The organism is Clostridium saccharoperbutylacetonicum N1-4(HMT), assembly GCF_000340885.1.
Taxonomy (GTDB): Bacteria; Bacillota; Clostridia; order Clostridiales; family Clostridiaceae; genus Clostridium; species Clostridium saccharoperbutylacetonicum.
On sequence record NC_020291.1, the window covers coordinates 1,718,363 to 1,732,404 of the forward strand.

The window sequence follows — 14,042 nt, forward strand, 5'->3', positions numbered from 1 at the left end:
ATGAAATTTTCACTGGATGGGTTCTAAGTGGAAGGTTGCACCCATTTCTGCATGTTCCTAAAGTAAATTTATGACAAGCAGAAAGTGGAACAACCTTCCACTAATAACCATCACAGCTTAATTTCATATGCCGCTTGCACAAATATGTATCTAATTTCTAGTGTAGTGTTCGATTATAATTTCTTAATGATGCATGTATATTCCATTTATAAGTTTTATTCTTAAATTGGATATCTATAATTAAAAACAGGGAAGTTCCTTTAAATAACTAAATGGAAGCTACGCTCTAGTTCCAATTTTTTGATTGGAAAGAAGAGAACAAGCTTCCATTTAGTGCTTTTGTAGTTTAGTTAAAAGTCCTTGATAATATTATTTTAAATTTTCAGGGTTTAATACTTTAAGTTCGTCAATTACAAATAAACCATCTTTTCTAATTAAAACATCATCAAAATAGATTTCACCGCCACCGTAATCAGCTCTTTGAATTAATACTAAATCCCAATGAATAGCTGAATGATTTCCATTTGGAGCATCATCATAAGAATTTCCTGGAGTGAAATGAATTGAACCAGCAATTTTTTCATCAAATAGAGTATCTTTCATAGGATGAAGGATGTATGGATTTACACCAATTGCAAATTCACCAACATATCTTGCACCGTCATCAGTGTCTAAAACTGCATTGATTCTTTCAGTATCATTAGCTGTAGCATTTACAATTTTACCATCTTTAAATTCAAATTTTATTTCATTAAAAGCAAATCCATTATAAATTGATGGAGTATTATAAGCTAAAGTACCATTAATTGAGTTTTTAACAGGAGCTGTATAAACTTCTCCATCTGGAATGTTAAGTTTACCATCACATTTAATTGCAGGAATATCCTTTATTGAAAAAGTTAAATCAGTACCTGGACCAACAAGTCTTACCTTATCAGTTTTATTCATTAAGTTAACTAATGAATTCATAGCTACTGACATTTTTGAATAATCTAAATTACAAACATTATAGTAAAAATCTTCAAAAGCTTCTGTGCTCATATCTGCATCTTGAGCTAAAGAAGGTGTAGGATATCTTAAAACACACCATTTAGTGCTTTTGATTCTTATTTTAGAATGTACTTCAGAAAAAATATGTTTGTTATATAAATTCATTTTTTCTTCTGGAACATCAGAAAGCTCAGAAGAATTTTTGTTGGCTCTAATTCCTATATAAGCATCCATATCCTTCATTCTTATAGCTTCATATTTACCCATAAGTTCTAATTGTTCTTTAGTAGCGCCCATTAGTAATTCACGCTTTGATTCGCTGTTGTTTACAGCTAAAAAAGGAACAGCTTTAACTTTATATGCTTCTTTTATTAATTCTGTAACTAAAGGCGATTCCATTCCATTAGATTCGATAAGGACTTTTTCACCTTCTTTAAGTTCACAAGAATAATTAATTAAATTATTTGCAAGTTGAGTATTTCTTGGATCTATCATATATGTTTCCTCCTTGAATTTTGTGAGTTTATTTTGCTCATAAGTATTGGTTTATTTCATTAATTTAACCATTATATAGTATACCATATAAATAAGATTTTTAAATATTGGTCTTATTTATTTTACTTTACAATATAAATATAGAAGGGAGAATTAAGGATTAATTTTTAGGGGAAATATCTAATTATTAATTATCAATTGTCAGTAGAAATGTATAATTATCAACGATTAACTTTCAATTATCAAGGAAAAATTATTATGGAAAATATTTAGTTGATAGTTGAGCATTAACAATTTAAAGTTAAGATTCAAGTCCAAATAGCAAGATAGTAATCAATGAACAATGATAATTGAATATTGTTCATAGTAAGGGGAGAATGAAGTGAAAAGGTTTCTAAAATTTTTGATTATTTCAATAATAATTGTCGTTTCGGCCTTTGGGGTTTTTAGTGTTTCAAGTCAATATAGAATGAATACCTTAGGAAGTAATGTAAGCTGGAGTGTAGCTTATAAAAATTGTAATGGAGCTGAGGCTTTTGACAAAGATGAAAATAGAAATACATATATTGCCTTTGACAATTCTATTAAGGTTATTAAAGAAAATGGATTAGAAGAAAATTTAATACAAGATAAAACTTTAAAAATTGAAAATATGATTTTTTATAATAATAAGTTATATTTTATATCAAAATCAGAGCTATATTCTTATGGCCTTAACAATAAAGCCTTAAAAGTGTTGCTAGACAATATACCTTGTGAAGGCAAATATTTAGATAGAAACCTAATTATAAAGAATTCAAACCTACTTTTATCAATAGGCAGTGCAACCAATTCAGGAATTGCTAGCTGTGATAGCAATTATTCTCCAGATAAAATTCCCTATGATAGAAGTTCTATGGATATAATTTTAAATGGAGCAAATTATGGAGATGAAAAGACAGGGGCATTTATGCCCTATGGAAATTCAAGTCAGGAAGGACAAAAAATTAAGGCTCAAAATTTAGCTAATGCAAGTGTGTATGAAATAAACTTAAATAATAATAAATCAGTCTTATATGCGTCAGGTTTAAGAAATATCACTGGGTGGGATTTTGATGATAAAGGAGATTTAATTGGAATTATCGGAGGCATGGAGAATGTTGGAGAAAGGCCTGTTGCAATGGATTCTGATTACCTTTATAAAATAGATAAAGGTAAGTGGTATGGATGGCCAGATTTTAGTGGAGGAGATCCAATAAATTCACCTAGATTTAAAGGAGAAAAATTAGTAGCACCACTAATTGCAAATCCACCTAATAAAATTGTAGCAGGTCCAATTTATAAATATACTGAAGCTGGAACTATGAGGTATTTAGCTATAGATAAAGAAGGTAAGATATTAGATAAAGATACAAAAATATATTACGATAGTAAGCAAAATATTATAACTTCATTAAGTTCAAATTATATTATTTCTGATTTGCTAAAGTTAAAAGATAAGAGTGAAATAAAAGGCATAAAATATTATGAAGGCGATGTTTATATATTAGATTCAGGACTTGGCTGTATTTATAAAATGCAAGCTAATAATTTAAAATTTCAATTTAAACTTCCAATGCAGGTTTGGATATTTGTGGGAGTAATGTTGGCGATATTAGTAAGTTTAATTATTTATAAATTACAGCGTAAGAGAAAAATTAAAAGGTAATTAATTTTTATAGCAGTTTTAGAAAATAAATTTCTAGGCTGCTAATTTTTTTGTAATTTTTAGAGTGAAAAAGTAGTTTCAAATACTTGGAAAAAATTATAGATTTATATTAAAAATGAAAAATATTATATATCAAAATTCGAGTTAAGTCAACAAAGTTGTCTTAAAAAGTAGAATTTGAGGAATGAAAAGAAGTATTTGATAAAAATAATGAAAAAAATAAGAAAATTTCTTTTTATTCCAAATTTTATACGTTTAATTCTTAAAATAATGACATTTATTGGAGAAATAAAGAGGGATATATGGCCTTAAAAGGTTTAAATTACTAGTTTTATGGGAAAATAGCTATAATATATTATTAATTAGTATAGCTACAATTAAATTACAATACTATACTTTAGTATAATATTCAAGGTTATATTTTAATTGTATAATAACTTACAGAAAATATGAAAAATATTACAAGCATGAATTTAACAATATGATTGAAAAACATTATTTGAGGAGGATTAAAAGTGGATGTAATTCAGCAAACGAACAGAACCATATTATTTGAGGAAATCAATCCTGAAAAATTAGATTTACTTACAGTTGTAGGTGATACAAAGGGATTGAACAGCTTAAATGACGATAAGATAAAGGAAATTAATGAATTGCTTTTAGTAAACAGCTTTGATGAATTTTTAGATAAATTCTCACCAGTAGTTTATTCCTTTTACAATGCAACTAACCAAAAGGTTATGTATACCTTAAAGAAACCAGAAAATTTTCCACAAGAGTTAATAACAGAAATTCCAATTAATAAGTCTAATGACTTCTTAAAAATGTTGTTTACGTTAATTGATACAAAACGTGCTCAAGGAATAGCTAATGTTGATTTCAAATTTGAAAATTTATTGGATATGATATCTCCTAAAAAGGTAATGGATGATATAAGACAAACTAGAAAAGAAATTCAATATACTTACAGCAAATATGATGAATTAGATGAGGAAGATCCAAGTAAGTTAGATTTAGGGGACAAGCTTAATGTGATGTTTGAAGAAGCAAGCGGAAATTATAATAATATAATGGCAATGCTTCCACTAGCGATTGAAGATATTAAGACAAGATTATTACTTGGTGGAGATGATAATAATAATTCTAATGAACCTCTTAAGCTTGGAGTATTAAGCATGGGGGAAAATGGAGAATTAAAAGTTTTAGAAGCTCCAAAAGCAGAAGAAACTTCTTTAATTGCCATAGATGATAAAGCAAATATGGGATTAATTGAAGCTTTTGAAGAAGATTATGATGAAGTAAATGAAACTAAATCAGATTATGTAAAAAGCTTAGTAGTTAGAACCTTCTGCCCATTAGCATCAACTATGGAAAGCAGTGTAGATATAGATGTTGAAATAAACAACTATAACACTTATTTAGAATTTTATAAGAGTTCAAAAGATGATTTTATAAAAACTGTTAAACCACTAATTGAGAAGATTTTAGGAGTTAAAATGTTCTTCGATCAATATAAGACTAAGAGCAAAGGAATGAAGCCAAGCTTACTAGTTACAAATACAAAGCTTAGCAGATTAGTTAATGCTCAAAATCTTCCGAGATTAGATACTTTCTTAAGCTCAGTAAATGATAAGAATGATTTTGATAATACAATTTGGTTTGGAGTTGTTCCATCAATTGAGCTTGAAGGGCAAGGTAAAAATAAGGTTAGAAGAGAAAGATTTAAATCTAATAAGCAGGCAGAAAAAACAGATTCAAATTCAATGGAAGATTTGTCAATGCTTTTAGATACGGTTCGAAAGTATCGTATACAAGTATTCTTTAGTTTTGAACCAAGAGAAGATACGACTTTTAATCATATAGCAACAAATGGAATCGAAAAATTTATGGATAAATGTGAACCGCTAATGCACAATCCTTATAGTGAATTTGCAATTCCATGTATACCTAACTTTACAGTAATTCCAAAGGAAAAATCAGGGGTTGTTTTAGATAAGAGAATGGTACTTTCAGAAGAAGGGGCAGCAGAATTATCTAAAGAAAAAGAAGACATCTTGAAACTATGGATTGAAGGGGTTTATGTAGGAAGTTCATATATTGCAGCAGGAGTTGTAGCTGCATATCAATGTCCAGAATACTTGAGAGAACAATTAAAGGATGTATATAGTGAATATCCAGGAGTGAGATTTGATATAGAAGCAGGGTCTAATTCACTTATGATAACAACAACTTTAGCTAAGGAAATATCAGGTTTCACTAATGAAATTAAAAATATGATAAATAGGAAAAACTTTGGATTTGTATTCTCTTCAGAAAATGCAAAGCTTCAAGGTAAAGATATAAAACAAATTACAGTATATAAAGCTAGAAGCTTACAAGCTACTGAAAATGATTTTGAATCAATTTATAAGACACTTGTAACTACATATATAGAAAGAATCTTAAGATTCTACACAAATGATTTTAAAGAAGATAATATTATTAAATTCTTTAGTAATAATCCAACAAGTGTTAAGAGTAAGTGGATGGCACACAAAGGATATAGCAATGCTATCGTAAAAGATGGCGATGATATTAACTTTGTAATAAATGAAAGAACTGGAACTTGTAATATCGACTTAGTATTTAACGGAAATGTTAAGAACTTAGAGGTTGAAATTACACGTAATGACGCACATTCAGAAGTGGGCTAATTACAATAAGTAACTAAATACTTATTTTAATTATATATAAAATTTTAAGGAGGAGAAAAAATGGGATTTAGAGTAAAAGTTGAGGGCGCAGAAAGCATTGATTTAAACATTGAAAGTATCGAAACAGTAGAATTCAAAACAGATACTCCAGATGATTCAAATGCTCGTTCAACAGATTTAGGAACAACACTAGTTATTACAGGTAAAATTTTAACACCTGTAAATGGAGAGGCAGCAGATACTACAATCAAGCTAGCTCAATGGTCATTAGTACCAGCAGAAAAAGCTGATTGTTATAGAAAGGTAACTGTTGATGTTATCTCAGCATCTCAAATTGTAAGACAATTTTCATTACCAAATGCTTTCGTAGTTAGCTATGAAGAAGAATATGGTGATGTAGAAGGTGTAGGAACATTCAAATTATGTGCTAAACAAAAGAAAGATAAAACTGCAGCAGTAAAATTTGAAGGCGGTTTTGCTGAATAGAATTAAAGGAGGATATTAAGAATGGGATTTAAAGTTAAAATTGAAGGCGCAGAAACAATTGATTTAAGCATAGAAAGTGTTGAAACTGTAAAACTTACTACAGATACTCCACAAGATTCAAATGCAAGATCAAAAGACGTTGGAAGTACAATGGTTATAACTGGAAAAATATTAACAGCAGTAGATGGAGATCCATTTGACAGCACAAGAAAAATGGGTACATGGTCATTAGTACCAGCAGAAAAAGCTGACTGTTACAGAAAAATTACTGTAGAAGTAATTTCAGCTGATCAAGTTATCAGAAAGATAACATATCCAAATGCTTTTGTAGTAGACTACAAAGAAGTTTTTGGAGACACTGAAGGTATTGGTACTTTCGAACTTGTTGTAAGACAAAAGAAAGACAAATTAAGCATTGTTACAATAGAAGGCGGATATAGCGCTTAATATAACAGCAGCAAACCAAAGTAAGTAATATGATGTGTTCCGGTTTCTGTGGAATTTAGATGGGTGATTCTAAGACCAGAAGTTGCACCCAAAATGCTTGCTTCAATGACAAGCATTGAACAAGCGTTTTGGAACAACTTCTAGTCAAGAATCGCTACCATCAAAATTCCAATGAAACACTCCACTCATCATATTACTTATTTCTAATATAGATACAAACAACCGAAAAGGACTAATCTCAATTGTTTCTGGTGCTATATAATATAGCTATGAGATTCTAACTTCAAGAAGACATAACCATTTCAAGTTGCATACAAAGCAAGCTTGGGACAAGCTGAACTGGAACAACTTCTGCTGAAGAAATATCTACAGCCATATTCTAAATTCAACACAGAACAAAAGAGCGTACCACTTTGTGGTATTATAGGGATTCAAAATTATAAGGAAATTAAGCTTAGGGTATTTTGAATTGTGAGAATCCAAACTAGGAAATCCGTAAGGATTTCACCTCTCAACTGTAAATTGTGAACTGTAGAATGTAAACTGAACAAACCGGGGTGTAATGTGAAAGATTATTATAAAATATTAAATCTAACTACTAATGCAACAGCCGATGAGATAAAAAAAGCTTTTAGAAGTCTTGCTAAGAAGTATCATCCAGATAGAAATCCTGATGATAAAGATGCTTTAAGCAAATTTCAAGAAGTAAATGAAGCTTATGAAGTATTAAGCAAAGAAGAAACAAGAAAGAAATATGACAATGAAAGAGCCAATTTTAAAGATAAAAGTGGCAATAGAGAAAGTAATGGAAAAACTAATAGGACTAATAATGATAATAGAAAATATCAAGACAAAGGTGAAAGCATAGATAACTTAAATAAATATTTTGAGAGCTTCTTTGGATTTAATGCTAATAGCAGTGAAGTTAATAAAGACAAGTTAAAGAAAGAAAAGAATCCAATAGATACTAGCAAAATGTTTGATAGTTTTTTTAATGTAAAAAGAAAGTAATGGAGTGGTTACTTTGAATGATGAAAACAATGTGAAATTTAATAATAAATTACTAATGACAATACAATTAATAAATGTGTGTATAGGAATTATAATTGCTTTAATCTGTGTAGTTGCCTATATAACTATAGACTCAATTTACATAAGGGGATTTTTAATCTTAATTGCCTTAGGTTTTGGTTTAGCAGGCTTTATTAATTTGTATAAGAAACTATATAGAGAAGATACAGTTAAAGATGAAAGTAATATAAGCAGAATTGAATTAGTTAATGAAGAAAATGAAATCATAAGAGTTTGGGAGATAGGAGAGAGGATTTCCTTTATCATTGGAAAAAACTCAATGGACAATGAAGTTTTTATAGATTTGAACTGTTCTATTTACTCAAAGTTTATTGATAATAATCATGCAGTTTTAAATTATGCAGCAGGAAAATGGTATATAGAAGATCTATCAGATAGAAGCGGCATAACCATTAAAAAAAGTGATGATGATACAAAATACAGGATAGTAAAAGATGCTCCTTGTGAATTAAAAAGGGGAGATATTTTATTTATATCTAAGATTAAACTTTTACTTAAGTAGATAAGTGAGAGCCCAAGTTATGATTGTGATTCTTGAATTAAGTTAATTTGCTTATGAAAATTAACTTTTTTAACAAAAATATTGGTGCAATCATTTACTCAAAGACTGAAAGAAGTCGAGTTGTTTCATATATAACAGAATTAAGAATTGTGAATTGTGACTAAAAGTCGAAGACTTTTGCCACTCAACTCATAACTCTAAACTCATAACTCATAACTGAATAAATTGGAGGGTTAAGAATGGGATTAATTAGATGTCCAAATGGACACATGTTTAGTGAAAGACGTTATGGCAGCATTTGTCCATACTGCAATATAGATACTTCAACAAAAGAGAGGCCAGAACCAGTTCAAGAAAAATTTGAAATAGAAGCAAATCTTTTATATCAAGAAATTGACCCAGTATGTGGCTGGCTTGTATGTATTGAAGGGACAAGGGTTGGTAAGGACTATAAAATTAAAAATGGAAAAAACTTTATAGGTAGAGCTGATGATATGGATATACAAATTATTGGAGACAACGGCATTTCAGCAAGGAATCATGCAATAGTGGTTTATGATCCAAAGAAAAAGAACTATGTATTATTACCAGGAGATTCCTCAGGAATTGCTTATTTAAATGAAGAACCTGTGTATATGCCATCAGAGTTAAAGCCTTTTGATGTGATTGAGCTTGGAAAGAGTAAATTTTTATTTGTACCATTCTGTGGAGAACATTTTGAATGGCAGGATAATGAGTAGGTGCATTTATGCTAAAGGAAATTAATTATTCGAATTTAAATTTAATATTTTTTCTCTGTGTAATGCTCATAGTTCTTCTTGCTTTAAGAGGGTATTTATTTCATAAAATAAATGAGAAAACCTTAGAAATAGCACAGGAAATAAGTATTGGCCAGGAAGAAATCCAAGAAGATTATGGAGATGTTATTACAACCAGTAATGGTACCTTAGCTGTTATGGCAGATGGACTTGGAAATAATGAAGCAGGAAGAATTTCAAGTATTACCTCAGTTAAAACCATAATAAAAATGTTTGAAGAAGAAGGAAGTAAGGATAGATTTCCTTATTTTTTTAAGAAAGCCTTTAATAAAGCAAATCTTGAAATCTTAAAAAGAGTTGAAAATGATAGAGGTGGAGCAAGTGTAATGGCTGTAGCTGTAACCAATAATTTATTAAATTATGCTTTGGCTGGAGATGTGATGCTTGCAGTTTTTAGAAATAAAGAACTTATTAAATTAAGTAATGGACATACAATAAGTGAATTAGCACAAAAAGAATACTATAAAGGTAAGCTTCAAAAAAAAGAAGCCCTTTATGCTATTAAAGAAAGAAAGCTGCTTTATTATATTGGGCAGGAAGCCCTTGGAGATATAGAACTTTCTAAAACACCAATTAGGCTTAACAAAAATGACATAATTGTGATAATGACAAAAGGAGTATATGAAGGTTTAAGATGGACTGATTTTGAAAAAATCTTAGGAGATAAGAACTGTAATATAAATGAAAAATGTGAAATAATCATGGGAAATGTTGAAAATAACAATAAAAATAATAGCAATGGAAGTATTATACTTATGAAATGCAAAAGCAATGGTCGATGAGCAATGAGCAATGCTCAATTGTCAATGGAACTACATTATTAAGCATTGATAATTGAAAATTATTAGAGTCCATTGATCATTGAAAATTGACAATTGAATAACAAGGTTAGGGTGAAGATAATGAGGAAGCTAAACTCAAAATTTAATACAAGTTTTGTATCAGAAGAAGGAACGTATCTGCAAAATAAAGATTATTTTGCATTTGTTGAATTAGATAATTATGCATGTTATGTAATAGCTGATGGAATAGATGAAGATAAAGACTTAGAAAGTGCTAAGCTTGCTGTAACAACATTTATAAAAAACTTTTCAGCAAGACCTACCATGAATAGATTCTTCTTAAGAAAATATTTAAGGGATGTGAACAGTGAATTAATTGGAAGCAGCAGAAATGTAAGATTAAAGGCTTCAATTACTGTAGTTGTAACTAATTATAGTAAAGTAATTTATTCGGTTATAGGAAACACTAGATTTTATTATTTCAAAGATGGCTACTTAAAACATAAAAGTAAGGACCAATCTTTAGCTCAAAATTTAGTAGATGATGAAATGATTCCTCAAGATGCTATTGCAAAGCATTTTGAAAGAAATAATCTTTCCTCCTATTTAGGGCAAAGCAATTTAGGAAAGATATATATGTCAAAGAAAATTAAAGTCGCAGATGGAGATGTTTTTGCATTACTTACAAAAGGTGTATGGGAAAATTGTGATGGCAAGGAAATCGAAGATGCTTTAGAAGGTGCTAAGGAACCTAAGGAAGTCCTTGATAGCGTCGAAGATATGATTTTATCAAAGCAGCTAAAAGATATTGAAAATTACACCTTAGCTTTGACTTTTGTAGAAAAAGCATATTTAGATCCTAAAAGAAGCAAAAAGATAAAAATAGCAATAATAGTTGCAATACTCTTACTCTTAATTATAGCAATCGGGGTAGGGGCATTTATGATATATAAAAATAAAAAAGAAAATGATATAGCTGCAATGAATAAGGCAAAAAATAATGCAGAACAATACATTCAAAATGGAAATATGGAAAAAGCAGAGGAAGAATATAAAAAAGCTTTAGATATAGCAGAAAAGTATAAGCTACCTGAAGAACAAGACTTAGATGATGATTATAAAGATACAGGAATAGTAATCGATGGAGATAAAGCTTTAGATGGAAAAAAATACGAAGATGCTCTTGATAAATATGTACTTGCCTTGGAAAAGGCAGGAGATGCAGAAAATATTGAAAGAAGTTATGTGTTAAAAAAGATGGATTTAGCAAAGCAGGCTATAAAGATTGCAGATTTATTAACCTTAGGAGATAAGCAAGTAGAAAATGCAGATTTAGATGGAGCTTTAGGGAATTATCTACAAGCTAAAGATTTGGCAATAGATGCAAATTTAAAGGATGAAAAGAAAGAAGCTATGGATAAAATCCAAAAGATTTATGATCAAAAAGGAGCAGATGCTAAGCAAAAGAAGGCTGATGATGATAAGGCAGCAGCAGATGCTAAGCAGGCAGCTGATGATCAGAAAAAACAACAAGACGATGCAGCTAAAAAAGCAGAAGATGATAAGAAAGCTGCTAAGGATAGCGAAGCAAAAGCCATAGATTTAAGAAAAAATGGAGATTTAAAATATACAGCAGGAGACTATGTAAGTGCAAAAATGTACTATGCATTAGCTAAGGAAGCTTTTGAACAAGCTAATGATAACAGCTTAGCCGATGAATTAGTGGAAAAAATAGCACTTATGGATAAAAAAATTAATGAAACTTCAGATAAGAAAAGTGAAGCAGATAAATACAAGGCAGAAGCTGATAAAAAATATTCAGCAGGAGATACAAGCTCTGCCAAGGTACTTTACCTTTTAGCCAAAGACGTATATAGCAGCTTGGGAGATGCAGATGATGTAACAAAGGTAACTGAAAAAATAGCTGCAATTGATCAAGTAACAGCAAAAGCCCAACCTACAGCAAAATAAAATTTAAACGCAGGTGAAAATATGGATGATAGAATTTATGAAAAATTAAATGAAATAAAAGACTTAAAGGATAGAGTGTTGCTAAAACAAATAATGAATAGTGTGTTTGAAGCTTTAGAGGAGCATTCAAATAATAAGGTATATGAATTAGAAAAGAGAGTATTTAGTGAGTTACCTTATATCAAGGAAAAGTATAATGTTTATTCAACTATTGTAAAAAGAGATAGATATGATGTTACAGAAGACTTTTTATTTCCAATGATTAAAGAAGATCTAGAAGATAAGGTATATGCTGCTGAAGAAATTCAGCAGTCCCTTGAAGCTAAGGAACATAAAAATTTATTTAAGATTTACATTAAAGGCGATTACTCCACTTATAAGAAATTTCTTGAAGAAAGCTTTAAGTTAAAAGGAGTAATTAAAACAGATAAAAAGACACATGAAGCCTATTTTACAGTTGCTCAAAATTGTGAATACAAAAATATAGTATACAAATTATATAAAGGCTTCATAAATAGCAACATAGCTTGGACAACAATAAATAATCCATATATTCATAAGTTTGCAAATGTTATTTTAACAGGCTGTGAAGATAGCATTGAAGAAGAGGAAAACATTACTTCAATAGAAGTGGATTTTCAGGAATATAGTGAGTTTATAGAATATGACATGATGCCACTTTGGAATGTAAGAGAGTTAATCTTAAAAGGTGATGGCTTCCCAATACCTTGCATTGATAAGGTTGGCTATGAACACAATATTTCAATTGAAAAAGAAGGAATAAATAACGGCTATTTAGTTGATCATGAAAATGAAGCTATTGACGGGGTTACCTTTACTAAAAAAGCTGTAGTAATTGCTTCAAATATTGATAAAGCAGTAGAGTGGAAATTATTAAGCATTATAGGCAGTGATAAAAATAGTAAGAAAAAGTATGAACACGAGCTTATGAGTAATGAAGTTAATATAAATTTTTCTAATAAGTTAGCTTTTGATAAAGCTTATACTATAAAGACAAAAACAGAGCTTGCAAGGCTTATAAATTCCTTTAAAGCAGCAAAATATCTGAATTTTAAAGAGGTTGTTTTAATGGAAGAGACTTTAGAGGAAGACAAGGAGACTTATGAAGTTAATGATTTTATCATTGATGAAATAAGAGAAGATAAAATAAAGAAAGTTCTTGTTTTATATTTTGAACCAATTGATAAAGAAAATTATTTAAACAAAGACATTTTAAGCTTTTTAGTTTCAGAAGTTCAATTTATTTATCCAGAATACAGATGTGAAGGAAGATTAATATGAATTATATTTGGGAAGCATTGTTAAAAGCAGATAAAGAAAAGATTCCCAGAGGGGATATTAAATTTATACCTGCAGAAATCTATAGTCCCTATATTGAAGTTGCATTAGAGCATCTTAATTCAGTTTCCCTTCCAGAGGATAAAGTTATTGAAGTAAATCAATACTATAGATTTTATGAAGTTTTCAAGGATTTATTTAATATAAATGTTCAGGAAAGCAGGGAATTTAGAGAAGTTCTTTTAGATATTTTGTTACATTACCTAGGAGAATTAGATTTAAAGCAGGGTTTAAATAAAACAGAGATATATAAAAGGTTTTTATATAAGGATATATTAAACGAGGTTTATGGAGAAAAGCTAGCAAAGGATATAAGGAGTTTTGATAATAAGGAAAGGGATGTTTTATTAAATGGTTTCGTTACCTTATATAAAACTGGTACTTCGATTCAGCTGCTAAAAAAAATTATCAAGGAAATCTTTAAAAACAGCATAGTTTATTTGAATAAAGATAAACCCAAAAGTATCTATATTTATTTAGATGAAGTGAAAGAAAAGAAACTTGAAAATAAAATAGAAGTTGTTTTAGAAACTTTTTTACCTATTAATATGGAGCCCTTTATATTTTGGGATAAGCATTTTGGAATTATTGGACTTGATTATACTATGAGAATTAATGAGATAGTTATGGTGGAATAGCAATGGTCAATTATCAATGCTCAAGGATAAATTATGGAGTAATAACTGACGATTGATAATTGAAGATTGGCCATTGATTTTA

The 14,042-nt window shown here is 29.4% G+C and carries 12 protein-coding genes; 11 read left to right on the plus strand and 1 reads right to left on the minus strand.

Annotated features, from left to right (window positions below; genetic code table 11):
* Nucleotides 1-369: 369 nt before the first annotated feature.
* Nucleotides 370-1,485, minus strand: coding sequence for an aminopeptidase (locus CSPA_RS07675; RefSeq protein WP_015391661.1), 1,116 nt, complete (start codon nucleotides 1,483-1,485; stop codon nucleotides 370-372).
* A 382-nt stretch (nucleotides 1,486-1,867) separates the two neighbouring features.
* Between CSPA_RS07675 and CSPA_RS07680 the strand changes: the two genes are divergently transcribed.
* The 11 genes from CSPA_RS07680 to CSPA_RS07730 all read left to right on the plus strand — a co-directional run bounded on the left by CSPA_RS07680 (nucleotide 1,868) and on the right by CSPA_RS07730 (nucleotide 13,960).
* Nucleotides 1,868-3,172 (plus strand): PQQ-dependent sugar dehydrogenase family protein, encoded by a 1,305-nt coding sequence (locus CSPA_RS07680; RefSeq protein WP_015391662.1) that lies wholly within the window; start codon nucleotides 1,868-1,870, stop codon nucleotides 3,170-3,172.
* A 515-nt stretch (nucleotides 3,173-3,687) separates the two neighbouring features.
* The gene (locus CSPA_RS07685) at nucleotides 3,688-5,865 is read left to right on the plus strand and encodes a hypothetical protein (protein WP_015391663.1); all 2,178 of its coding nucleotides are present in this window, start codon (nucleotides 3,688-3,690) and stop codon (nucleotides 5,863-5,865) included.
* A gap of 60 nt (nucleotides 5,866-5,925) precedes the next feature.
* On the plus strand, nucleotides 5,926-6,351 hold the full coding sequence (locus CSPA_RS07690) for a hypothetical protein (RefSeq protein WP_015391664.1): 426 nt from the start codon (nucleotides 5,926-5,928) through the stop codon (nucleotides 6,349-6,351).
* Nucleotides 6,352-6,372: 21 nt separating this feature from the next.
* Nucleotides 6,373-6,798: a hypothetical protein gene (locus tag CSPA_RS07695; protein ID WP_015391665.1), complete on the plus strand. Its 426-nt coding sequence runs from the start codon at nucleotides 6,373-6,375 to the stop codon at nucleotides 6,796-6,798.
* Nucleotides 6,799-7,362: 564 nt separating this feature from the next.
* The gene (locus tag CSPA_RS07700) at nucleotides 7,363-7,809 is read left to right on the plus strand and encodes a DnaJ domain-containing protein (protein ID WP_015391666.1); all 447 of its coding nucleotides are present in this window, start codon (nucleotides 7,363-7,365) and stop codon (nucleotides 7,807-7,809) included.
* A 13-nt stretch (nucleotides 7,810-7,822) separates the two neighbouring features.
* On the plus strand, nucleotides 7,823-8,392 hold the full coding sequence (locus tag CSPA_RS07705) for an FHA domain-containing protein (RefSeq protein ID WP_015391667.1): 570 nt from the start codon (nucleotides 7,823-7,825) through the stop codon (nucleotides 8,390-8,392).
* A gap of 239 nt (nucleotides 8,393-8,631) precedes the next feature.
* Nucleotides 8,632-9,132, plus strand: coding sequence for an FHA domain-containing protein (locus tag CSPA_RS07710; protein WP_015391668.1), 501 nt, complete (start codon nucleotides 8,632-8,634; stop codon nucleotides 9,130-9,132).
* A gap of 8 nt (nucleotides 9,133-9,140) precedes the next feature.
* Nucleotides 9,141-9,992, plus strand: a complete 852-nt coding sequence (locus CSPA_RS07715) for a PP2C family protein-serine/threonine phosphatase (RefSeq protein ID WP_015391669.1) — start codon at nucleotides 9,141-9,143, stop codon at nucleotides 9,990-9,992.
* Nucleotides 9,993-10,112: 120 nt separating this feature from the next.
* Entirely contained in the window at nucleotides 10,113-11,963 is a 1,851-nt protein-coding gene (locus tag CSPA_RS07720) for a PP2C family protein-serine/threonine phosphatase (RefSeq protein WP_015391670.1), read from the plus strand.
* Nucleotides 11,964-11,984: 21 nt separating this feature from the next.
* Nucleotides 11,985-13,265 carry a hypothetical protein gene (locus tag CSPA_RS07725; protein WP_015391671.1) on the plus strand — a complete coding sequence of 427 codons (1,281 nt, stop codon included), beginning with the start codon at nucleotides 11,985-11,987 and terminating at the stop codon, nucleotides 13,263-13,265.
* Entirely contained in the window at nucleotides 13,262-13,960 is a 699-nt protein-coding gene (locus CSPA_RS07730) for a hypothetical protein (protein ID WP_015391672.1), read from the plus strand. The genes CSPA_RS07725 and CSPA_RS07730 overlap by 4 nt, the downstream gene beginning before the upstream one ends.
* The last annotated feature ends 82 nt before the right edge of the window (nucleotides 13,961-14,042 follow it).

Excerpts from the sequence above, each read along its gene's own strand:
- CSPA_RS07675 (WP_015391661.1), bottom strand. The coding sequence starts at position 1,485 with ATGATAGATCCAAGAAATACTCAACTTGCAAATAATTTAATTAATTAT.
- CSPA_RS07690 (WP_015391664.1), top strand. The coding sequence starts at position 5,926 with ATGGGATTTAGAGTAAAAGTTGAGGGCGCAGAAAGCATTGATTTAAAC.
- CSPA_RS07695 (WP_015391665.1), top strand. The coding sequence starts at position 6,373 with ATGGGATTTAAAGTTAAAATTGAAGGCGCAGAAACAATTGATTTAAGC.
- CSPA_RS07710 (WP_015391668.1), top strand. The coding sequence starts at position 8,632 with ATGGGATTAATTAGATGTCCAAATGGACACATGTTTAGTGAAAGACGT.
- CSPA_RS07715 (WP_015391669.1), top strand. The coding sequence starts at position 9,141 with ATGCTAAAGGAAATTAATTATTCGAATTTAAATTTAATATTTTTTCTC.
- CSPA_RS07720 (WP_015391670.1), top strand. The coding sequence starts at position 10,113 with ATGAGGAAGCTAAACTCAAAATTTAATACAAGTTTTGTATCAGAAGAA.
- CSPA_RS07725 (WP_015391671.1), top strand. The coding sequence starts at position 11,985 with ATGGATGATAGAATTTATGAAAAATTAAATGAAATAAAAGACTTAAAG.
- CSPA_RS07730 (WP_015391672.1), top strand. The coding sequence starts at position 13,262 with ATGAATTATATTTGGGAAGCATTGTTAAAAGCAGATAAAGAAAAGATT.